General features: G+C 57.8%; 17 protein-coding genes and 1 pseudogene. 9 read left to right on the top strand and 9 right to left on the bottom strand.

What is annotated here, in order from left to right:
• The first annotated feature begins 2 nt into the window (after positions 1 to 2).
• Positions 3 to 1,001 carry a class 1 fructose-bisphosphatase gene (fbp, locus tag OSH03_RS19195; protein WP_010427386.1) on the top strand — a complete coding sequence of 333 codons (999 nt, stop codon included), beginning with the start codon at positions 3 to 5 and terminating at the stop codon, positions 999 to 1,001.
• Between the two features lie 150 nt (positions 1,002 to 1,151).
• The gene (locus tag OSH03_RS19190) at positions 1,152 to 1,508 is read left to right on the top strand and encodes a helix-turn-helix domain-containing protein (RefSeq protein ID WP_061099438.1); all 357 of its coding nucleotides are present in this window, start codon (positions 1,152 to 1,154) and stop codon (positions 1,506 to 1,508) included.
• Here the strand turns inward: OSH03_RS19190 and OSH03_RS19185 are convergent.
• The 5 genes from OSH03_RS19185 to ytfQ form a co-directional block, all read right to left on the bottom strand.
• The gene (locus OSH03_RS19185) at positions 1,480 to 3,051 is read right to left on the bottom strand and encodes a methyl-accepting chemotaxis protein (protein WP_151413008.1); all 1,572 of its coding nucleotides are present in this window, start codon (positions 3,049 to 3,051) and stop codon (positions 1,480 to 1,482) included. The two genes, OSH03_RS19190 and OSH03_RS19185, sit on opposite strands and share 29 nt — an antisense overlap.
• Before the next feature lie 93 nt (positions 3,052 to 3,144).
• Positions 3,145 to 4,146: a galactofuranose ABC transporter, permease protein YjfF gene (gene yjfF, locus OSH03_RS19180; RefSeq protein ID WP_266179833.1), complete on the bottom strand. Its 1,002-nt coding sequence runs from the start codon at positions 4,144 to 4,146 to the stop codon at positions 3,145 to 3,147.
• Complete coding sequence (gene ytfT, locus OSH03_RS19175) at positions 4,133 to 5,158, bottom strand: galactofuranose ABC transporter, ATP-binding protein YtfT (RefSeq protein ID WP_162196517.1); 1,026 nt, start codon at positions 5,156 to 5,158, stop codon at positions 4,133 to 4,135. Before ytfT ends, yjfF begins: the two co-directional genes overlap by 14 nt.
• 10 nt (positions 5,159 to 5,168) lie before the next feature.
• Complete coding sequence (ytfR, locus tag OSH03_RS19170) at positions 5,169 to 6,671, bottom strand: galactofuranose ABC transporter, ATP-binding protein YtfR (protein ID WP_253540460.1); 1,503 nt, start codon at positions 6,669 to 6,671, stop codon at positions 5,169 to 5,171.
• 133 nt (positions 6,672 to 6,804) lie between these two features.
• Positions 6,805 to 7,761 carry a galactofuranose ABC transporter substrate-binding protein YtfQ gene (gene ytfQ, locus OSH03_RS19165; RefSeq protein ID WP_021240696.1) on the bottom strand — a complete coding sequence of 319 codons (957 nt, stop codon included), beginning with the start codon at positions 7,759 to 7,761 and terminating at the stop codon, positions 6,805 to 6,807.
• Positions 7,762 to 8,070: 309 nt separating this feature from the next.
• Here ytfQ and ppa point away from each other — a divergent pair, with 309 nt between their 5' ends.
• A complete protein-coding gene (gene ppa / locus OSH03_RS19160; RefSeq protein WP_041911466.1) occupies positions 8,071 to 8,601 on the top strand; it encodes an inorganic diphosphatase in 531 nt (176 codons plus the stop codon).
• 58 nt (positions 8,602 to 8,659) lie between these two features.
• On the opposite strand, the gene OSH03_RS19155 is transcribed toward ppa, so the two are convergent.
• Genes OSH03_RS19155 through tamA form a run of 3 tightly spaced genes read right to left on the bottom strand, consistent with a single transcriptional unit; the run spans position 8,660 to position 14,513 of the window.
• Entirely contained in the window at positions 8,660 to 9,004 is a 345-nt protein-coding gene (locus OSH03_RS19155) for a gamma-glutamylcyclotransferase family protein (protein WP_008501424.1), read from the bottom strand.
• A gap of 2 nt (positions 9,005 to 9,006) precedes the next feature.
• Positions 9,007 to 12,783 carry an autotransporter assembly complex protein TamB gene (gene tamB, locus OSH03_RS19150; protein WP_266179832.1) on the bottom strand — a complete coding sequence of 1,259 codons (3,777 nt, stop codon included), beginning with the start codon at positions 12,781 to 12,783 and terminating at the stop codon, positions 9,007 to 9,009.
• Positions 12,780 to 14,513: an autotransporter assembly complex protein TamA gene (gene tamA / locus OSH03_RS19145; protein ID WP_266179831.1), complete on the bottom strand. Its 1,734-nt coding sequence runs from the start codon at positions 14,511 to 14,513 to the stop codon at positions 12,780 to 12,782. Before tamA ends, tamB begins: the two co-directional genes overlap by 4 nt.
• Positions 14,514 to 14,736: 223 nt before the next feature.
• Here tamA and msrA point away from each other — a divergent pair, with 223 nt between their 5' ends.
• On the top strand, positions 14,737 to 15,378 hold the full coding sequence (gene msrA, locus OSH03_RS19140; RefSeq protein WP_061099445.1) for a peptide-methionine (S)-S-oxide reductase MsrA: 642 nt from the start codon (positions 14,737 to 14,739) through the stop codon (positions 15,376 to 15,378).
• On the opposite strand, the gene OSH03_RS19135 is transcribed toward msrA, so the two are convergent.
• On the bottom strand, positions 15,379 to 16,437 hold the full coding sequence (locus OSH03_RS19135) for a LacI family DNA-binding transcriptional regulator (protein ID WP_253540456.1): 1,059 nt from the start codon (positions 16,435 to 16,437) through the stop codon (positions 15,379 to 15,381). It lies immediately after the preceding gene.
• Between the two features lie 193 nt (positions 16,438 to 16,630).
• Here OSH03_RS19135 and OSH03_RS19130 point away from each other — a divergent pair, with 193 nt between their 5' ends.
• The 5 genes and pseudogenes from OSH03_RS19130 to OSH03_RS19110 all read left to right on the top strand — a co-directional run bounded on the left by OSH03_RS19130 (position 16,631) and on the right by OSH03_RS19110 (position 22,709).
• The gene (locus OSH03_RS19130; protein ID WP_061099447.1) at positions 16,631 to 17,782 is read left to right on the top strand and encodes a Gfo/Idh/MocA family protein; all 1,152 of its coding nucleotides are present in this window, start codon (positions 16,631 to 16,633) and stop codon (positions 17,780 to 17,782) included.
• Between the two features lie 15 nt (positions 17,783 to 17,797).
• Complete coding sequence (locus OSH03_RS19125; protein WP_266179830.1) at positions 17,798 to 18,982, top strand: Gfo/Idh/MocA family protein; 1,185 nt, start codon at positions 17,798 to 17,800, stop codon at positions 18,980 to 18,982.
• Positions 18,979 to 20,046, top strand: coding sequence for a Gfo/Idh/MocA family protein (locus OSH03_RS19120; RefSeq protein ID WP_061099449.1), 1,068 nt, complete (start codon positions 18,979 to 18,981; stop codon positions 20,044 to 20,046). The genes OSH03_RS19125 and OSH03_RS19120 overlap by 4 nt, the downstream gene beginning before the upstream one ends.
• Before the next feature lie 12 nt (positions 20,047 to 20,058).
• A pseudogene (locus tag OSH03_RS19115) lies at positions 20,059 to 21,082 on the top strand (Gfo/Idh/MocA family protein).
• Between the two features lie 79 nt (positions 21,083 to 21,161).
• Complete coding sequence (locus OSH03_RS19110; protein WP_266179829.1) at positions 21,162 to 22,709, top strand: MFS transporter; 1,548 nt, start codon at positions 21,162 to 21,164, stop codon at positions 22,707 to 22,709.
• Positions 22,710 to 22,774 lie beyond the last annotated feature (65 nt).

Raw genomic sequence — 22,774 nt, 5'->3', positions numbered from 1 at the left:
TTATGAAAACGTTAGGTGAATTTATTGTCGAAAAGCAGCACGAGTTCTCTCATGCTACCGGTGAACTCACTGCTTTGCTGTCGGCAATAAAGCTGGGCGCTAAGATCATCCACCGTGATATCAACAAGGCCGGTCTGGTCGATATCCTGGGTGCCAGCGGTGCCGAGAACGTTCAGGGCGAGGTTCAACAGAAACTCGATCTGTTCGCAAATGAAAAACTGAAAGCTGCACTGCGCGCGCGCGACATCGTTGCGGGTATCGCCTCCGAAGAAGAAGATGAAATTGTTGTTTTCGAAGGGTGTGAACACGCGAAATACGTCGTACTGATGGATCCGCTCGACGGCTCCTCCAACATCGACGTTAACGTTTCTGTCGGTACCATTTTCTCCATCTACCGCCGCGTTACGCCTGTTGGCACGCCGGTAACCGAGGAAGATTTCCTGCAGCCGGGCAGTAACCAGGTTGCGGCCGGTTACGTCGTCTATGGCTCCTCCACCATGCTGGTCTACACCACCGGCTGCGGCGTTCACGCCTTTACCTACGATCCGTCGCTGGGCGTGTTCTGCCTGAGCCAGGAACGTATGCGCTTCCCGGAGAAGGGCAACACCTACTCCATCAACGAAGGCAACTACATCCGATTCCCGAGCGGCGTGAAGAAGTACATCAAATTCTGTCAGGAAGAAGATAAAGCGACCCAGCGCCCGTACACGTCCCGCTATATCGGTTCTTTGGTCGCGGATTTCCACCGTAACCTGCTGAAAGGCGGTATCTACCTCTACCCAAGCACCGCAAGCCACCCGGACGGGAAGCTGCGCCTGCTGTACGAATGCAACCCGATGGCGTTCCTGGCCGAACAGGCGGGCGGCAAGGCGAGCGACGGTAAAGAGCGTATTCTGGACATCGTGCCGGAAAGCCTTCACCAGCGTCGTTCGTTCTTCGTTGGCAACAACCATATGGTTGAAGACGTTGAACGTTTTATCCGTGAGTACCCGGACGCGTAATACCTCTTTCCCGGGGAGCCAGTCTGGCTCCCCAACACATTTATATATTTTACCGTATAAGTGTTTATAAAAAACACGCTTTAATATTCACCCCTGCTCCTGCATTATTTCCATAACAGTTTGACAATTATTTCCTGGAGCAGAATTGCAATGAAAAATTATTCCCGGGCTAATACCGGCATTGATTTAAATCTTATTCCTGTATTTATTGAAGTCGTCCGCTGCGGCAGTATGGCAAAAGCCTCTTTGCGCCTGGAGATGTCCCGTCCTGCGGTGAGCCTGGCGTTGAAGCGCTTTAATCAACTGTTTGATGAGCCGTTATTTTTCCGCAAAGGTTTATATCTTGAGCCGACTGAAAAAGCGTTAGCGTTAACCAGCTCGCTGGAAATATTAATGGGTGATATTCACGATAATATTGCGGCGATAAATTCTGCGAGAAATAAAACCCCGGCACAGAACGCCCCGGGGCTGGGGAATATTATGCCGCAGTCTGAGCCGTCACTTTAAATGATGACATGGCTTCCATCAGCTGACGCGACTGCTCCTCAAGGGAGCGGGTCGCGGCGGAGGATTGCTGCACCAGCGCCGCATTCTGCTGCGCGGTTTCATCCATCTGGTTCACCGCAATATTCACCTGCTCGATGCCGCGGCTCTGCTCCTGAGACGCGGTGGCAATTTCGCGCATTAATTTGGTCATGCGCAGCACTTCGGTAGCAATCTCGTCCATCGTTTCACCCGCCTGCTGGGCCAGCTCGCTGCCCTCGTTAACGTGGGTCTGCGAATCGCTGATAAGAGAACGGATCTCTTTCGCCGCGTCGGCGCTGCGGCTGGCAAGGTTGCGGACTTCACCCGCGACAACGGCAAACCCGCGCCCCTGCTCGCCCGCGCGCGCCGCTTCCACGGAGGCGTTAAGCGCCAGAATGTTGGTCTGGAAGGCAATACCGTCGATCACGCTCAGGATGTCGGCGATGCGCGCCGAGCTGCCGGAGATATCGCGCATTTTTTCAATCACGTAGCAGACCATTTCGCTGCCGTGATCGGCGGTGTCGGAAACGGACTTCGCCAGCTGGTGCGCCTGCTCGGCGTTGTCGGCGTTGAGCTTCACCGTGGCGGTGATCTGCTCCATGCTGGCGGCGGTCTGCTCCAGCGACGTGGCGGTGGATTCGGTGCGCTCGGCAAGATCCCGGTTCCCCGCCGTCAGCTCGCGGCTGCCGGTGTCAATTTGCGAGCTTGCGTCACGTACCCGCAGAACCGAGCTCATCAGCGACTGACGCATCTCCTCTATCGCCGCGTTGAGGCGGTTAAACTCCTGGCTCGCCGGGGCATTCAGCGTGTGGGTTAAATCTCCCGCCGCCACGTTCTCCAGCTGCGCAATGGAGGCCGACAGCGGCTTAAGCAGCATATGGCGCAGCACCAGCCAGGCGAGCACGATAATGCCCGCCGTCAGCAGCGCGGCGACGATAATCAGGATCAGCACGCGGGTTTTGCTCGTCTGCACGGCGCTCACTTCCGCCTGGCCTCGCGCTTCGCTCCATTTCTGAAACGCCTGCATATCGTTATCGAACTGCTTCGCCACCGGGATCAGCGTGTTCTCCAGCAGATCGTAATAGCTGTCCGCGCTCTGGTCATTCAGAGTTTTTAGCATCGGGCCGATCCCCTGCTGGTTATACGTCGCCAGGCTGGCCGCGACTTTATCGAGAAGCTGCTGCCCCTGCTCGTCAGCCACGCCGCCGTCAATCACGCCTTTTAACGTTTTCTGGGCCAGGGCGACTTCCTGATTGATGTTTTTTACCGCTTTGGCCGCATCGTCCAGCATGCCGATTTCCATCATGCGGACGGCCTGCCCCGCCTCATTGCGCGCGCGCAGGATCAGCGTATAGCCGGTATTCAGCTGCACCATCTGCTCACCCTGAAGGTGATTAATGCGCTGCAGTGAAGAAGAACTCTGTGTGAGGGCATAAATGCCGATGCCGCTGACGATCAGCAGCAGAAGGGTCATAACGGCCAGTAAAGAGAGCAAGCCGGTACGAATCGATAGCGTTTTAAGCATGATGTTATTTCCGGTAGCGAGATATTTCTGGGCATAAAAAAAGAGTATCGGCCGCTACCGGAAAATGTTTAGAGTTTAAGCAATTTCAGCATGTTATGGCTCTGTTACCGATGTGTTCACGCGGGTAACAGGTGAGCTTTGCCGGTTCTCCCAGAGCACCGTCAGGCCGCGCTGCAGGGCAATAAAAATAAACAGCAGAATGCCGATGGCGATTTTGGTCCACCAGGAGCTGAGCGTGCCGTCGAAGTTGATATAGGTCTGTATCAGCCCCTGGATCGCCACGCCGAACAGCGTGCCGAGCACCGTCCCTACCCCGCCGCTGAGCAGCGTGCCGCCGATAACCACCGAGGCAATCGCATCCAGCTCCACGCCGACGCCTGCAAGGGCATAGCCCGCCTGGGTATACACCGAGAAGACAATACCTGCCAGCGTCGCCAGGCCGGTCGAGAGCATATAGATGCGGATGGTGGTACTGCGGGTTGAGATCCCCATCAGGTTTGCCGACGTAGCGTTGCCGCCGATGGCGTAAACCTGATTGCCGAACCGGGTGCGGTGGGCGAGGAAGATGCCAATCACGACCACGCCCAGCATCAGCAGCCCCATCGCGCTTAAACGACCGCCGCCGGGGATTTTCCACGCCAGGCTGGAGAGCGTGTCGTACACCGGGTGGTTAATCGGAATCGACTCTTCCGATACCAGATAGCTCACCCCGCGCAGGAAGAACATTCCCGCCAGGGTAATGATAAACGCCGGGATTTTCAGCGCGTCAATCAGCAGCCCCATGAAGGCACCAAACGCGCAGCCCATCGCCAGCACCAGCGGAAACGCCACCAGCGGAGAGATGCCCCAGAAGCCGATCGCCTTCGCGAGGAATACCCCCGTGAACGCGATCACCGAGCCAACGGAGAGATCGATCCCGCCAGAGAGGATCACAAAGGTCATACCGACCGCGATAATGCCTAAAAAGGCGTTGTCCGTCAGGATGTTGCAGATCACGCGCGTCGAGGCGAACCCCGGGAACTGGGTCAGGCAGTAGAGATAGCCCAGCACAAACACGCCCAGCGTGATCATTAACGGTAAATTACGTTTTATCATGGCCACGGATCCCCTTAATGATGCTGACAAAGCGCGGCGACTGGACGATCAGCACGCAGAGTACAACTACCGCTTTTACCACCTGGTTGAGTTCCGGCTGGAACCCCGACAGCAGGATCCCGGTGTTCATGCCCTGAATAATCAGCGCGCCGATCACCGAGAGCAGCAGGTTAAAGCGCCCGCCCATCAGCGACCCACCGCCAATAACCACCGCGAGGATCGCATCCAGCTCCAGCCAGAGTCCGGCGTTGTTGGCATCTGCCCCGCGAATATCGGCGGCGACGATGACACCGGCAATGGCGGCGCAGACGCCGCTCAGCACGTAGGTCAGCATCACCATCAATCGGGTGTTGACCCCGGCGTTGCGCGCGGCGCGGATGTTGATCCCCACCGCCTCAATAAACATGCCGAGTGCCGTTTTGCGGGTGAAGAGCCAAAAGACAACGAGCGTGACCAGAGCAATAATCACCGGCGTCGGGAAGAACAGAAGGTTGCCGCTACCGAGCCACGCCAGGCTCGGGGAGTTGAAGGTGACAATCTGTCCGGAGGTAATCAGCTGCGCCACCCCGCGCCCGGCCACCATCAAAATGAGGGTGGCGACGAAGGGCTGAATTTTCAGTACCGCCACCAGAATACCGTTCCATAGTCCGGCCAGCACGCCGGTGCCTAAGGCCGCCAGCAGCACCACCGGCAGGCTGTGACCGGCCACGGTCATGGAGGCTGCCGTGGCGCCGGCGATAGCCATCACCGCGCCGACGGAGAGATCAATCCCGCCGGTGGCGATCACCAGCGTCATCCCAATCGCCAGCAGCGCCACGGGCGCGGCGCGGTTTAAAATATCGATCGGACTGCCAAACAGGCGGCCATCCTGAACAATAATCTGGAAGAAATGCGGTGCGACAAGGCTGTCTACCAGCAGCACCACCAGCAGCGCCGCAATTTGCGGCGTGCCGGTTGGCCAGCTAAAGCGGCGCTTTGACTCACCGGTTTGCGAAAGCGAACGGGACATCACGATTCACTCCTTACGCCGCGATGGCATTCATGATTGCCGGAACGGACAGTTTATCCAGCGGGATCTCTGCCACCTGTTTGCGATCGCGCATGATGATGACGCGATCGGCATAGCCCACCAGCTCCTCCAGCTCGGATGAGATAACCAGCAGGGCCAGCCCGTCCGCACAGAGCGTTTCGATAAGCCGGATAATTTCGGCGTGCGCGCCCACGTCGATACCGCGCGTCGGCTCGTCGAGGATCAGGAACTGGGGTTTGGTCAGCAGCCAGCGGGAGAGCAGCACCTTCTGCTGGTTACCGCCGGAGAGAAATTCAATTGGCTGTTCCGCGCTCGGGGTGCGGATGCCGAGCTGGCGGATAAAGCGCTCGGCGATGGCGTTTTGCTCTTTACGGGGGATCGGGCGTAGCCAGCCACGCTGCGCCTGAAGCGCCAGAATGATGTTTTCGCGCACCGAGGCGGCGGCAATGATGCCGTCCGTTTTCCGGTCTTCCGGACAGAAGCCGACCCCAAGGCAGGAGGCCTGATGCGGCGATCGCAGCGTTTGCGGTTTGCCCTTGATCAGCGCGGTGCCGCTGTCGGCAGGCTTGATCCCGAAGATCACCTCGGCGGTTTCGGTCCGGCCGGAGCCCAGCAGGCCCGCCAGCCCGACTATTTCGCCGGGACGCACTTCCAGGTTAAACGGCGCGATAGTGCCTTTTTTGCCGTAATCGCTGAATGCGGCGACCGGTTTCTCGCTCAGCAGCGTGCGGCCCGCGCGCTGGAGCGCGTTGGTTTCCAGCTCTCGGCCCAGCATCATTTTCACCAGCTCGATCTGCGGCAGCTCGCGGGTTTCGCGGCAGCCGACAAAGCTGCCGTTGCGCAGCACCGTAATGCGATCGCTCACCTCATACACCTGATCGAGGAAGTGCGTAACGAAGATCAGGCTCACGCCCTGATCGCGCAGCTGGCGCATCAGGGTGAAGAGCATCTCCACTTCCTGGGTATCGAGGCTGGCGGTGGGTTCGTCGAGGATCAGCACCTTCGCAGAAAGATCGATAGCCCGGCAGATGGCGACGATCTGCTGCATCGCCACGGAGAAGCGGTTCAGCGGCTCGCGGACGTCGAGGGAGAAGCCGTACGATTCCATCAGCTTCGTGGCGCGCGCCTCCATCTCTTTGCGGCGGAGCAGGCCAAAGCGGCGTGGCTCGCGGCCAATAAACAGGTTATCCGCCACCGACATATTCGGCAGCAGGTTCACTTCCTGGTAAACCGTTCCGATCCCCAGCTGCTGGGCATGGGCGGTGTTTTTTGGCGAAATGGCGTTGCCTTCCAGCCAGATGGTGCCGCGATCGGCGTGATACACGCCGGTCAGCGATTTAATCAGCGTCGATTTTCCCGCGCCGTTCTCGCCCAGCAGCGCCATGATCTCACCGCGCCGCAGGCTGAAATCAACGCTATCCAGCGCCTTTACGCCGGGGAAGAATTTGCTTAAGCCCTCTGTGCGGAGGATTTCCTGGTGTTGTTCAGTGGTCATGGTTTTCCCCCTCACCCTGACCCTCTCCCCGGAGGGGAGAGGGGACTATTCGTGCCAGTCTTTCATTTTCTGCCCAAACCGCCCTTTTCCCTCTCCCCTCCGGGGAGAGGGCTAGGGTGAGGGAGACTGGGGCTTAGTAGCCCATATTTTTCTTCTTCTCTAACTCTTCTTTCGCCGTATCCGGCAGGTAGAGGGTGGATTTGGTGACCGTCACCTTCTCAGGCATCGTGCCGTCTTTCTTGAATTTCTCCAGCGCGTCGAATGCCGGGCCCGCCATGTTCGGCGTCAGCTCCACGCTGGCGTTGGCTTCACCGTCGATCATCGCTTTGTAGATGTCCGGCACGCCGTCGATAGAGCCGGTGAGGATATCTTTGCCCGGCTTCAGGCCCGCTTCTTTAATCGCCTGAATCGCCCCGATCGCCATGTCATCGTTGTGGGCGTAAACCATGCAGATGTTCTTGCCGTTGTTTTCAGCCTTGATAAAGCTCTCCATTACCTCTTTACCCTTACTGCGGGTAAAGTCGCCAGACTGAGAGCGGATAATCTTGATGTTTGGCGCTTTGGCAATGGCCTCAGCAAAGCCTTTCTTACGGTCGATGGCCACGCTCGCGCCGACGGTGCCCTGCAGTTCAACGACGTTGCACGGCTTGCCGTCGACCTGCTTAATCAGCCAGTCGCCAATTAACTGCCCTTCAAGCACGTTGTTAGCGGTGACGGTGGTCATATAGAGAGATTTGTCTTTTACGTCGATGGAACGGTCGAGCAGGAAGACCGGAATTTCAGCGTCTTTCGCTTCCTTCAGAACCGGTTCCCAGCCGGTCGCCACCACTGGCGCAATAAAGATGGCATCCACGCCCTGGGCGATAAACGAGCGCACGGCTTTGATCTGGTTTTCCTGCTTTTGCTGACCATCGGCGATTTTCAGGGTGATGCCGCGTTTCTGGGCCTCGCTTTTCGCAACGTTGGTTTCTGCCGCACGCCAGCCGGATTCAGAGCCAACTTGCGAAAAACCTACGGTTAAGGGAGCGGCCATCGCCATAGACGACATGGCTGCCGAAACTGCTGTGACAAGAAGTAAGCGCTTCCACATATGAGCGTCCTCGTAGGGGTGTTTATTGTTGGTTAAAAGATGTTCTGCGAAATGACTATAGCCAATGAAATATGTAACGAATTGCGTTACATCACACTTCAGAAAAGTGAATAAAACGTTAATCACAAGTTTGTAATCGCTTTCATTTCACCATTAAAAATGCGGCTGAGTTTATGGATTTTCCTGTCATGGAAACGGTCTGAAAAGTGGGGCTAGCGGGGAGAGAAAGCGAAAAGAGGCGGAGACATTCAGCGTGAGTTGGCTATAATACCTGCCACTTGTTTACCATCCATTTTAAAGGACACCGACATGAGCTTACTCAACGTCCCAGCGGGTAAAGAACTGCCAGAAGACATCTACGTTGTTATCGAAATCCCGGCCAACGCAGATCCAATCAAATACGAAATCGACAAAGACACCGGTGCGCTGTTCGTTGACCGTTTCATGTCTACCGCCATGTTCTATCCGTGCAACTACGGCTACATCAACCACACCCTGTCTCTGGACGGTGACCCGGTTGACGTGCTGGTCCCAACGCCATACCCACTGCAGCCAGGCTCCGTCATTCGCTGCCGTCCTGTCGGCGTGCTGAAGATGACTGACGAAGCGGGTGAAGATGCGAAGCTGGTTGCGGTACCGCACACCAAGCTGAGCAAAGAGTACGATCACATTAAAGATGTGAATGACCTGCCAGAGCTGCTGAAAGCGCAGATCGCCCACTTCTTCGAGCACTACAAAGATCTCGAAAAAGGCAAATGGGTTAAGGTTGACGGCTGGGACAACGCAGAAGCGGCGAAAGCAGAAATCATCGCCTCCTTCGAACGCGCTGCTAAGAAGTAATTCTTACTGCTGCTAAGACACAAAAAACAACGCCACCTCACGGTGGCGTTGTCGTTTTTCAGTACTGGTCTCTGTCTAACCAGTTACCGCTTACAATCCGCGTTAACCCGTCGACCGGACGCTGGTAGACATACATCCACGCGCTTCCGTACGGTGTCTGGATCAACTGGCGAGCGTATTCACCGCCCCTGGTGCGCAAGGCATCAAGTTCGGCAAGTGTCGCATTATCAATACGATAAACTTCACCCTGTACTGTTCCTTCGCCGGGAACCGCGCCTGGATAGTGGCCCAGGCTGTACAACTGGTAGTTCTCGATATTGTAATTCCCCAGTAGCTGGGCATTGGTCATCCAGTGACTGTTGCCTTGCCTGGTTCGTAAACTGCCGTAGACAAATATTCGCATTGCTAAAACTCAAACTGATAGAGCAGATCAAGTGCCTGGTCTACGCCGGACACTGCTTCCAGATATAGCTTAGGCATCAGGCGATAGCGTAACGTGAGTGTTGCCAGTGAGTCAAAGATCCCCACACCATATTTTACCTGCAGACCCGGCAGTACATAGCCGCTGACCACCACCTGCGAGGAGTCACCCACGCCCTGGGTGTCCAGCGCCAGATTGCTTACGCCGAACGTCTCGCCGATTTTACCCACAACCTGCCCACTTTGTGCAACCCCCAGACCGACCAACATTGAGGTCATCGCCGCGCTGTCGCTTTGTCCGCTGTCCAGCCCTTGTCCGCGCAGCAGATAAGAGAGGGCTTCCTGCTGCGACATCGCCGGGTCAGAGAAGATCTCCGCCTTCGGTTCATCGGCAGAGCCGGTGACGCGTACGCCAGCAATGACGTCGTTTTCCGTCGCTTCCGGGTTACGAATTGCTTCGATGTTCAACAGCGGCTGATCCGGTGGGCCGGAGAACAGCAGCTCGCCTTTACGGACAATCAGATCCTGACCATAGGCATGGAAACGCCCTTCAGGAATATTGATCTGCCCGTTGAGGCCAAGCCCTTGTTTATCCTGCGCCACTTTCAGGTCGCCCGTGAGCCTCGCCTTCAGCCCAAACGCATCCAACCGCACGTTATTTCCCACGTGCACGATAAGGTTACTATTAATCGGTATGCCAGCGCTCTTCTCTTCGGCAGGTTTCAGATTTTCATTGAGCATAACTTCATCACTGGAGACGCCGACCGCGCTTTCCGGCACCTCGTGAACCACGATGCGCGCCCACGGCACGTCCACGCGGCCATCCAGGGTGAAGAGGCTTGGCGTCGCCTCAAAGACGACGTCTGGCGAGACGTCCAGGCGCACCATTGGCGGTACGGTGATGCGCACCTTACTGCCTTTCGCGGCAATACGGGCGCGCCAGTTGTCGAGCTGGCTCCAGTCCGCGTCGCCGCTCAGGTTGATTTGCCCCTGCTGAGTTAATACCGAGCCGTTCAGCGTTGAGCTCATGCCGTTGAAGTTCATCGCGATCTGGCTGGGCTGCATATCAAACGGCATGAAGTTACCGTCGATATCCACGCCGCTAAGCCGCAGCTGGCCGAACAGCTGCGGGCTTTGCGCGTCGCCGGCCAGACGCAGATTGGCATTCACCATGCCCTCGGCTTTTTCCCCGCGGGCGAAAATCGGGTTGACCATCGCCAGGTTGAAGTTGCGGATATTGACGTTACCGCCCAGATTGCGCCGCCCCTGCGGATCGGTAATCTGTATCTGCCCGTCCATCTGGCCGTTGTTGGTCAGGCGGATAAGCCACCCCAGCTCCGCACGGTTGTTATGCAGGTCTGCACTCAGGTTCAGGGTGTCGAAGGCCACCGGCAGCGGCGCGTCGTTCACCTCCTGCGTCACCTTCACGTTGCGGCCGGAAAGCGTGACGCTGCCCTGCGGCAGCCCCTCTTTGGTGGTGTCCCAGGCAACATCGGCTTTCCCGCTGAAGACGCCGCTGGCCTGCGTGGTATCCGGCATAAACGGTTTCAGCATCGCCAGATCGAAGCGGTTGAGGTTGATCTGCGCGCGCCCTTCCGCGCCCGCATCAATGGTCTGCGGCACGCACAGTTCCGCGTTCGGGTTGGTCCAGCAGTGCGGCCCAATGCTGATCTTCTGCTCGGCGTTGCGGTAGTCCAGCGCAATGGAGCGCGACAGCACCAGCGGCCCCACCGGGGTGTTGAAGCGGGTGTTGTCCAGCGTCCCTTTCCAGCGCGTGTCTTTGCGGTCGAAGCTGCCGGTCAGGTGAAGCTGGCCGGAGACGGGCTCGCCCTGCACGCGCAGCTGGAGATCGTGCTGCTTCTCGTTCCCTTTGGCGTCCAGAGTGACCAGGCTAATGTTCACGTCCGGCTGGGAAATGCGCTCCACGCGCAGGTTCAGGTTACCGCCGATCTGATCGGTGGATTTCACATCCCCTTCCACGCGGACGCGGGCGACGCTCAGCTCCTGCCAGCGCAGATTATTGGCGGTGATATCCGCCAGCAGCTGCGGCGCCTCCACGGTGCCGCGCACTTTCACGAGCCCTTTCGCCGTGCCGCCCAGACCCGGCAGGGCGTTATCCAGATTCGGCGCGTCGATGGTGGCGTCAAGATTGAGATCTTTCACCCCCAGCTCGCCTTTGATATCCGCCGTGTTGCGGCCCAGCGCCACGTGCAGCCCCGGAATTACCCACTGCAGATAGCTGTTGCCTTTCACCGAGCCTTCAACGTTCACCTTGTTCTGTTTCACGTTCCCGGTGAGCTTGATTTCCGGCACGTCCATCTGCCACGTGCCGCCGTAGAGGCTGCCGCGGGTTTTGATTAGCCCGTCCAGCTTAGACGGCCAGTCCGGCACCTCTTTGGCGGTGTTAATCCCCGTCAGCTTCAGCTCGCCGCGCCAGCTGATTGCCTGCTGCCAGTCGAGCAGCGCGGTCAGCTCGGTTTTGCCCTCCAGCGCCGCAACGGTCAGCTTGTCGAGGTTAACCTGCTGTTCGTTACCTTTTGCATCCAGCGTGATGGTGGCCGGCGGCACGCCCTGCCCCTTCACCGCGGTGCGGAACGAGAGCGTGTAGTCGGTCATTTTGCCGCTCAGCTTCAGCTTCAGATCGTCGGCCTGGTACTGTTTTTCGCCGGTAAACGGCCAGTACAGCTGCTTGCTGACCACCTCAAGATTGAGCGGCAGTCCGGCTTCCGCCAGCTGGGTTTGCGCACGCAGGGCCATGTCTACCGGGCCGGAGAGATTGACTCCGATATCCAGCTTCTCGCGCAGCGCCCCGCCCACTTTGACCTTCACTTTTTCGCCTTTGAGCGGGTCGATGTTCAGGGCGCTATTGAGGGTGATATCCACCGGCCAGCTGTCGCGCAGCAGGGCGTTGCCTGACGCGTTAACCGAGCCCTGGTTGGTGTCGATGTCCAGCGCGTCGAGCTTCATGTTGCCGTCAATGCTGCTGACTTTCAGCAGCATGTTAAAGACCGTCAGATCCGTATCGCCGGTCAGGCGCAGCTGTTCGCCTTTAAACTCCTCAATGTTGAGGTTCAGCGGCAGATGAACGTCGGTCATTTCAGGCAGGACAGGCTTCGAGAAGAGGTCTTTCAGCGTTTCGCCCAGCGGCTTCTCTTCCGGCTGCGGGTTCTGGATTTTTGGCTCGACGATCTCTTCCTGCGCCACGTCCGCCACTTTTGGCAGCGCGATCAGCAGCCCCTGCAGCGAGGTTGGCGTCAGGGTGAGGTTTTTCTCCTGCCAGCGCAGGCCGGAGGTGAAATCCATCACGGAAACGGTGGTGTCATCAATTTTGATATTGACGTTATCCAGCGCCACCCGATAGAGAGCAATCGGGTACGGCGTGGAGAGATTCAGCGGGCCGCTGTCCTCTTCCTCGACCGGCGCAGACGGCGGCATTTTTTTCGAATCTATCGCGACGTTAACGTCTTTTAGCGACAGATCGTTTACGCAGAGCTTGCTGTCCCGCAGGCAGCCCAGCTTCACCGCGAGGTGGAATTCCCCGGCGTTGACCGCCACGCCCGGCTGCTCGTAGCGGATGTTCTTCAGACGCAGGTCGCGCCAGCCGCCCGTCACCTGGCCAATCTCCAGCCCCGGCACCCAGCGGTTCGCGGCGTTAAACAGCAGATGCAGCCCGGTCGTCGTTCCCACCAGAAACGCCACCGTACCGAGCAGCAGCACGATAAAAATCAGCACCCCGAGGCTTATTTTCTTCCATAAACTCATAATTCAGGCCCCAGACCGATGTAAAACTGTAATCCGTGTTCGTCTTTGTCGCCGACCGGCACGGCGAAGTCGAGCTTGATGGGCCCGACGGGTGACTGCCAGCGTACGCCCACGCCTGCACCGGTTTTGAAATCGCTGCGGCGGATATCGTTCACCGCTTCACCGCCGTCAACAAACATGGCGCCCCACCACTTGCCGCTGACGTTGTACTGATACTCCAGCGAGCCGGTCGCCAGTTTGGATGCCCCAGTCAGCTGGCCCTTTTCGTTTTCGGGTGAAATCGATTTGTACTTATACCCGCGGATGCTGCGGTCGCCCCCGGCGAAGAAGCGCAGGTCCGGCGGAACGCGCTCGAAATCACCCGTCTCAATCCAGCCGAGATTGCCGCGCATCACAAAGCGGTGTTTGTCATACAGCGTGCGGATCCAGACGTTTTGCGCCTGAAAGACGGAGAAGTCCACGTCGGAGCCCCAGGCGGTGTTGGAATAATCGATGGAGTAGCGCTGGGAGTCGCCCCAGGTTGGCATCAAGCCTCCACGCGAGCGGGTACGGCTGATCATCACCCCCGGATAAAGCAGCATGGTGGTGTTGGTGACGTTGGCCTGGGTAAAGTGATCGAGGCTCCAGCGCAGGTTAATGGCGCGCTGCCAGCCGCTGGAGAGATCCCAGAAGCGGGAGACCGCAAGCGTCGTCGAATCCTGCTCGGTGTCGTTCAAATCGGTGCGCTTAAAGCCGCCCTGCACAAGGTAATACTGCTCAAGCGGATTTTTCAGCAGCGGCATTTTGTAGCTGAAATCCAGCTGCTGCTCGGGCGCAGAGAGGCTCAGGCTGGTGGTCAGGCTGTGACCGTACGAGTTCATCCACGGTTTTTTCCACGAGGTTTTCACCCGTGGCCCAACGTCCGTCGAGTAGCCAACACCGGTCTCAATGGTGTTCTCGGTGCGCGGCGAGACAACGCCATGCAGCGGCAACACCTTGGTTTTGCGAGACTTATCAAATTCCGGTGCGACAACCACGGAGTTAAACCAGCCGGTAGCGGAAAGACGACGGTTCAGCTCCGCCAGATCGCTCGACTGGTAGTAATCGCCTTTTTTAAACGGCACGAGGTTTTGCAGATACTCTTCACGAATTTGCGAACCTTCAAACGTTACATCGCCAAAGCGGTAGCGCTCACCGCTGTCGTAGTCGATATCCCAGAACGCCTGACGTCGCGCCAGCGCGATGCCCAGCTGGCTTTTATTAAACTGGCTGTCGAAGTAGCCCTTGCGCAGGGAGACGCTCGTCAGCTCTTTTTTGAAGCGATCGTAGTCGCCATGGTTGAGCACGGTGCCGATTTTTGGCCGCGTGCTGAGCAGATCCAGATAGTCACGGTCGGTACGCGCGCCGCCGCGCAGGATGACGTTCGTGCCGCCAATCAGCACCGGCTCGCCCGGCGAGACGCGGGCAATAAGCACCTGACGCCCCTTCTTTGGCGGCGGGCGGAGATCGAAATCAATGGTGGGTTCGTAATACCCCAGCGCTTTTAGCCCTTCACGGATCGCGTCATCCACGCGCGCGCGAAAACGCCGGTCCGGCGTCACCTCATCGCTCTGGATGGTCGACAGCTGCGCACGCACGTTTTTTTCCAGCGTCCCGGATAACCCCTCAACCTGCAAACGGACATTCGCCGCGCTGGCAACCCCGCTTGTCAGCAATAGACTGACTAAACATAACTGGCGGATTTTTGTCACGTTTTCTCCTGAATATCCCTTTTCCACCCTGGAAGCAAATGAAGTGCCGCGGTGCGGCAAAATACGGCCCGGAAGCCAAAAACCCAAATCGTGGGTTGAAAACGGGTGTAACACCCAAATATTTCTTATGATTAAATCTAGTCTCATTCAGCGCATTTATTGTGTTCAATTAAACGCTTCGTGACAACCTTAACCGAAACATCGCACCCCGGGAGGCCCCACCGTGAGTTTATTCGACAAAAAGCATCTGGTTTCACAAGCTGATGCATTACCGGGACGCAACACCCCTATGCCCGTGGCGACCTTACACGCCGTCAATAACCATTCAATGACCAACGTTCCTGATGGAATGGAAATCGCCCTGTTTGCCATGGGCTGCTTCTGGGGCGTTGAGCGCCTCTTCTGGCAGCTACCCGGCGTTTACAGCACCGCGGCCGGCTACACGGGCGGTTACACGCCGAATCCAACCTACCGCGAAGTCTGCTCCGGCGAAACCGGTCATGCGGAAGCGGTCCGCGTGGTGTACGACCCTGCGGTCATTAGCTACGAACAGCTCCTGCAGGTCTTCTGGGAAAACCACGACCCGGCGCAGGGCATGCGTCAGGGCAACGACCACGGCACGCAGTACCGCTCGGCGATTTATCCGCTCACACCTGAGCAGGATGCCGCCGCCCGCGCCAGCCTTGAGCGTTTCCAGCAGGCCATGCGTGAGGCGGGCGATACGCGCGACGTGACGACTGAAATCACTACCGCAAAACCGTTCTACTACGCCGAGGACGATCACCAGCAGTATCTGCATAAAAATCCGTACGGCTACTGCGGTATCGGCGGTATCGGCGTCTGCCTGCCGCCACAGCTGGCCTGATCAGCGCTCCAGCGCCACGCGAGCCGCGTGGCGCGTCGCGTTGCTGACCGAACCGTAATCCATCACCTTTCCCTGCAGCAGCAGGTTAAAGACCGGCGCCTGCGGTCGGTTGAGCCGCGTTTGCAGCAGGTGTACGGCTTCAATCCCCAGCTCGCGGCAGGGCACCGTCACGCCCGTGACCGGTTTTTCCAGACGGTGCGCCAGGTTCCATGCAAAATCGGTCGTAATGAGCGAAATGTCTTCCGGAATGCGCAGGCCGTGGCGGGTTAACGCCCTGATCACCCCTTCCACCATGCTGGTGCTGTTCGGGAAAATGACCTCCGGCCACTGGGATCTGTCATGACTCATCAGCCACGCGTCCAGTGCCCGCTCGGCCTCCTCTGCGGTAAACCACTCCGTCACCAGCAAATCGCGTTGGGGATCAAAAGCCACGTGAAAATGGCGGTACGCCTCTTTGATGCCGTCCAGCCGCGCATACAGCGTCTCACGCCGCAGGCAGGTGAGGGTTAATACTCGCCGGTGTCCCTGCTCAAAAAGATACTGCATGGCGGTGAAGCCAATCGCCCGGTGGTCGGGTGAGACGGCATCCAGCTCCCGATCCCGGTCAACGGAATTAATTAATACGCAGGGCTTATTCAGCGTGCTGGCGAGTTTAAATATGGTGGAATCATCAGTCCCAATAATAATTATCGCGTTAATATTCTTCTGACTGGCCTTTTCCATAAATAATTTCACATCGGCGTGCTGCTCTTCTAATCCACAGCAGCTGACCCACACGTTGTGTCGCGCGCAGGCTTCAGCAATCCCTTTCGTCACCTCCAGATAAAAAATATCCCCGCGTCCCTGAAAGGTTCTTTCTGGCGCAAAAACAGCGATTCCGTTAATTAATAGTCTGCCGCTCGCCATGGACTCCAGGACGCCTAATTCTCTGGCGGTGCGAACGATCGCCTCCCGGGCTTTATCGCTGGTATACGATTTGCCGCTTAATACCCGCGACACAGTACTGACGGAATAGCCCGTCAGGGCCGCAATTTCCTCCATTTTTAACCTGCCGGGCATAGTGTGACCTCGCTCTCATTCAGTTTTTGCAAATATTTGCAGAAACAGCCTTTTGATTTTAAAACTAAATTTCAGAAAGCCTGGAGATTACTTAATCACCTTGCGAGTATTCTCACAAAAACACATTGTCGCTGCGGCTCGCCTTTCCTATTTTCCGGTCATCACTTCTTTTCAACAGAAATTAAGGTGTGACATGGAGAAGGTACGTTTTGGCATTATTGGAATAGGTAATATCGGTACGGTCCACGCACGCTATTTGCTGGCGGGTACCGTCAGCGACGCCTGCCTGGCGGCGGTTTGCGATAATGCCGTCGAAAAGCACCCGGCGATTCGCCAGCTGGTCGGCACCCTCCCGTTGTTCAGCGACGCGCAGGAGATGCTCCAGAGCGGGCTTATCGACGCGGTAATTGTCGCCACGCCGCACTACGAGCATCCGCGCCTGTCGATGCTGGCGATGCGCAACGGCATCCATACCCTGTGTGAAAAACCGGCGGGCGTGTATACGGCGCAGGTGCAGGAGATGAACGCCTGCGCACGTGAGTGCGGCGTGGTGTTTGGCATCATGTACAACCAGCGCCCCAACCCGCTTTACCAGAAGGTGAAAGATCTTATCGACAGCGGCGAGCTGGGTGAGATCCGCCGCTCCAACTGGATCATCACCAACTGGTATCGCTCGCAAAGCTACTACAACTCCGGCGGCTGGCGCGCCACCTGGAAAGGTGAAGGCGGCGGCGTGCTGCTCAACCAGGACCCGCATCAGCTCGATCTCTGGCAGTGGCTGGTGGGGATGCCGGTCCGCCTGCGGGCGTTCTGCCAGTTCGGCAAGCATCGCGATATCGAAGTGGAAGACGAGGTCACCGCCTACGCGGAGTATGCCAACGGCGCGACCGGCGTGTTTATCACCACCGTGGCGGAAACGCCCGGAACCAACCGGCTGGAAATCGTCGGCGACCGCGGCAAGGTGGTCGTCGAAGAGGGCAAGCTGCGCTACTGGCGGCTGCGCGAATCCGAAACCGCCTTCAACGCCCGCTGGCAAAACGGCTTTGGTGAACCCGAATGCTGGGAGGTGACGCTCCCCGTTGCCCCGGAATGCAGCGAACACCACGTCATTACCGCCAACTTTGCTGCCGCCATCCTGCGCGGTGAAACGCTGATTGCGCCGGGTCTGGAAGGGATCCGCGGGCTGACGCTCTCCAACGCCATGCACCTCTCCACCTGGACAGACGACTGGGTCGACCTGCCGCTCAACGAGAAACAGTATCTGCGCCTGCTTCAACAGCGTATCAGCACCTCAGTGGCTAAAGAGACCGCCAGCATCACGCTGGACGCCTCTGGCACCTGGTAACTTCGGAGATAAACGATGTTAAATGTCGCCATCGTGGGAACAGGGAATATCTCGCATAACCATATTCAGGGCTATTTGCAGTTTGGCCAGCGCTGCCGGATCGTCGCGCTGGTCGATATCTACCCGGAAAAAGCCCACGAGAAAAAAGCGCGCTACGGCCTGACGGACGCCCGCGTGTATGCAAGCCACCAGCAGATGCTGGCGTCAGAGACGGATATCGACATTGTCGACGTTTGCACGCCGCCCTACGTCCATGCAGAGATCGGCATTGATGCCCTGAACGCGGGGTGCCACGTGCTGTGCGAAAAACCGATGGCCGCCTCGCTGGAGGAGTGCGACGCGATGATCGCCGCGCAGCAGGCCAGCGGCAAGACCCTCTCCATCATTGCCCAGAACCGCTTTACCGATGCCTTCTGGCGTCTGAAAGCCGCGCTCGATTCCGGCCTTGCGGGAAAAACCTGCCACGCGCAGGTGGATTCGTTCTGGTGGCGCGGGCACTGCTACTACGACCTGTGGTGGCGCGGCACCTGGGAAAAAGAGGGGGGCGGCTGCACGCTTAACCACGCGGTACACCATATCGACGCTATGCAGTGGATGCTCGGCTTCCCGTCCGAGGTGGTGGCGATGATGACCAACGTGGCGCACGACAACGCCGAAGTGGAAGACCTCAGCGCGGCAATTTTCAAATATCCCGGCGGCGCGCTCGCGCAGCTTACCGCCTCGGTCGTGCACCACGGCGAAGATCAGAAAATTATTATTCAGGGCGATAAGGCGCGCATCTCCGCGCCGTGGCAGGCCTTTGCCAGCGTCAGCGCCGATAACGGCTTCCCGCAGGAAACCAACGACCAGCAGCGAGAAGCGCAGCTCAACGCCGTTTTTCAGGACACGCCGAAGCTCGAGTGGACGCTGCACGCCGGGCAGATTAACGACCTGCTTTATGCCATTGAGCACGGCACGGCGCCGTTAGTGGATGGGCTACAGGGCAAACGCTCGCTGGAGCTGATCGCCGCGATTTATAAATCCGCCATTACGCGCAGCGTCGTCACGCTGCCGATTCAGCGCGATGACCCGTTTTACCGTACCGGCGGGATCAACGCCGTCGCCCCCCGTTTTTATGAGAAATCCGCAAGCGTCGCCAACTTCAGCGAAGTGGGCGCTATCCCCCTGGGCAAAGATTTGGATCGAGGAGTGTCAGCATGAACAAGAATGACGGAATGAACTATGCGCCTGTCGGCAAACCCCAGCCGGTGGTTCGCGAGGGGGAATTTGTGTTTGCCGCCGCCGCGCTCGACCACGGCCATATCTACGGGATGTGTAACGGCCTGATTGAAGCCGGGGCCACGCTGAAGTGGGTGTACGACCCCGACCCGGCGAAAGTGGATAAATTCCTTCAGCAGTATCCGCAAGCCAAAGCGGCGGACTCGCTGGACGCGATCCTTAACGACGATGAGGTGCGTCTGGTGGCGGGAGCCGCCATCCCGTCCGAGCGCTGCGCGCTGGGGCTGAAAGCGATGGCGGCGGGCAAGGACTACTTCACGGATAAAGCGCCGCTCACCACCCTTGACCAGTTGGCGGACGCCAAAGCGATGGTGGAGAAAACCGGGAAGAAATACGCGGTGTACTACAGCGAACGCCTGCACGTCGAGAGCGCGGTTTTTGCCGGACAGCTGGTGCAGCAGGGCGCGATTGGCCGCGTGGTGCAAACCCTCGGAACCGGCCCGCACCGGGAAGGCACCGGTCGCCCCGACTGGTTCTACGATCGTCGTTACTTCGGCGGCATTCTGTGCGATATCGGCAGCCACCAGATTGAGCAGTTCCTGTTTTACACCGGAAACAGCGAGGCCTCCGTGGTGGCAAGCCAGGTTCGCAACGTTAAACACCCGCAGTACCCGGCATTTGAAGATTTTGGCGATGCCATGCTGAAAGGGGAAAACGGCGCCAGCGGCTATTTCCGCTGCGACTGGTTTACGCCGGACGGGCTTTCTACCTGGGGCGACGGTCGCCTGACGCTGCTCGGCACCGAAGGCTATATCGAAATCCGTAAATATGTCGATCTCACCCGCGGCGAGCAGGATGTGGTTTACCTCGTCAATAAAGAGGGGGAATTCCGTTATCCGGTGGCCGGGCAGGTCGGCTTCCCGTTCTTTGGCGAGCTTATCCTCGACTGCCTGCACCGAACCGAAAACGCCATGACGCAGGCGCACGCCTTCAAGGCGGCGGAGCTCTGCGTGAAGGCGCAGATGCTGGCCAACGCGACGGCATAACGGGAGGTAACGATGACGATCCTGAACACGGCGGTTATCGGCGCCGGCGCGATTCACGGCTGCCATGTGAACGCCTTACGCCAGATCCCCAACGTCGCGCTGCGCGCGCTGGTAGACATCGACAGCGTCAAAGGACTGAAGCTGGCGATGGATTACCAGTGCCGTTTTTATCAGGATTACCGGGAAATGCTGCTGGACGATGCCATCGACGTGGTCCATATCTGCACGCCGCATTTCGAACATAAGCGCATGATCCTGGACGCGCTCTCTGCCGGGAAGCATGTGTTCTGCGAAAAACCGGTAGGGATGAACAGCAGCGAACTCGACGATATCGCCCGCGCCGCTGAGCAGGCTCCGGGCCTGCTTGGCGTTTGCTATCAGAACCGGCTCAACCCCAGCAGCCTGCGCATCCGGCAGGCGCTGAGCGATGGCGAACTGGGGGAAGATGCTCAGTATGAAAGCGGTGCTGACGTGGTCACGCTCGGGGGCGTACTACACCGAAAGCCCGTGGCGCGGGCGGCTGGCAACGGAAGGCGGCAGCCTGCTGATCAACCAGGCGATCCATACCCTTGACCTGATGCAGTGGTTCGCCGGCGGCGTGACGCGCCTGAAAGGCGTGGTGGATAGCGGTGAGCTGGCGGACGTCACCGAAGGAGAAGACAGCGCGATGGCAACGCTGCACTTTGCCAACGGCGCGCGCGGCCTGTTTTATGCCAGCAACTGCAATACCGTGGATTCCCCTCTCTGGCTGGAAATCCACTGCGAGCGGGGCTCGCTGTTATTGAATGACAACGTGCTCTGGCGCATCACCCCCGGCGAGCGTCGCAGGCTGGTGAGCGATGACTCCCCTGACGGCTCGGTCAAAAGCTACTGGGGGCTGGGACATCAGCAGGCGATCCGCCGTTTTTATCACGCCATTAATCACTCGGGAGAAACGGACTACACCGATATCCATTCTGCCGGAAAATCACTCACGCTTGTGGAGGCTCTCTATCGCTCATCTCAATTAAGACAATGGATAGATATCAATAATTAGAACGTAATGTGTCGTCCAGCAGTAAATAAAAATACGACCTGAAAAACAGGTTAATCATTACCCTACACTGGATATTATTATGGTCAAACCAACTGAACGTAGAGTTGGTTATGGCGTAGCGCTTGGCTACGGCATAACCGATCTGTTTGGCGGAGGCGCTTTCGCCATTATCGGCACCTGGCTGCTATTTTTTTACACCACCTATTGCGGGCTCTCGGTTATTGAAGCGGGTTCGATATTCGCGATTGCCCGCGTCATTGATGCAATCTTAAGCCCGATTATGGGCTATATCACCGATAATTTCGGCAATACGTGGCTCGGCCGTAAATTTGGCCGTCGCCGCTTCTTTTTATTACTCAGCTCCCCATTAATGTTTTTGTATGCCCTGCTGTGGCTGACGGATATGGGCTACTGGTATTACCTGGGAACCTATCTCTCGATTGAACTGCTGTCGGCGATGGTGCTGGTGCCCTGGGAGACGCTGGCGGCGGAAATGACCAACCGCTATGAAGAGCGTAGCCGCCTCTCCGGCGTGCGTATGATCTGCTCCCAGTTGGGCGGTTTCCTTGCGGTTTCCGTCCCCGGCGTGATCATGCAGTTCACGGGGAAAGACAATCCGTTTACCTATACCCTCACCGGGCTGATATTTTCCTGCGTATTTTGCATCGCGGTATTTATTACCTGGTACACCACCTGGGAAGCCAAAGATGTGCAGCAGGAGTCCGATTTTAAAGTGGATAACCAGCGCAGCAGCGGGATGCTTAATCATCTGAAATATCTGGTACTGGATCTCTTTTCCTCATTCCGCATTCGCGCGTTCCGCCTGCACATTATTATTTATATCTTTTCGTTTACGGCGATGGACGTATTCGGGTCGGTGTTTACCTATTATGTCGTGTACTGTCTGAGCCAGGATGCGGCTGCGGTATCCGGCTGGTTGAGCATTGCGGCCTTCGCCTCGGTGCCCGGCACGTACGGGTTTATGCTGCTGCTGAACCGGCTGAATGTTACCCCTTCGGCCGCTCTGCGCCTCTCCTACGGCTGTATTTTCTGCGTGCTGGTATTCCTGTTCACGGTCTATCTGACCAAAACGCAGGTGCCGACGCTGCTGTTCTCGGCGGTCTTTATTCTGCTGGGGGCCGCCCGTTCCGGGCTCTACTATATTCCGTGGAATATTTATAGCTTCATTCCGGATATCGACGAGATGGTGACGCAGCAGCGCCGCGAAGGCATTTTTGCCGGCGTGATGGTCCTGACCCGCAAAAGCACCGTGGCGATTGCCATCATGATTATTGGCCTGGTGCTGCAGGAGTCCGGTTTCGTGAAGGGCAGCGGCGCACAGCCAGAAAGCGCGCTGGGGGCAATTATCGGCCTGATGATCTTCGCAACGGCAGCCCTTCTGGCGGTGAGCTTCTTTACCACCTACAAATTTAAGCTCACCCGCGAGACGCATAAGCTGCTGCTCAAGGAGATCGCTCGCCGGAAATTGGGCGGAGATTACCGCGACTGCGATACCAATACCCGCGTGATCATCAAGCAGTTAACGGGTTATGAGTACGATAAGGTGTGGGGAGGCGATGCCACGCGAAGGACGGTGGGGAGTGCCCACTTGTCTCCCGTGAAATAGCCTTGCGTACCGGGCAGCGCCCCGCTGTCCGGTCTGTTTTTATGCCAAAAACGTGACCTCTGGCA

Source organism: Enterobacter nematophilus (assembly GCF_026344075.1).
GTDB lineage: Bacteria > Pseudomonadota > Gammaproteobacteria > Enterobacterales > Enterobacteriaceae > Enterobacter > Enterobacter nematophilus.
The sequence above is the reverse complement of the archived record's forward strand: the minus strand, read 5'-3'. Positions and strand labels throughout refer to the sequence as shown.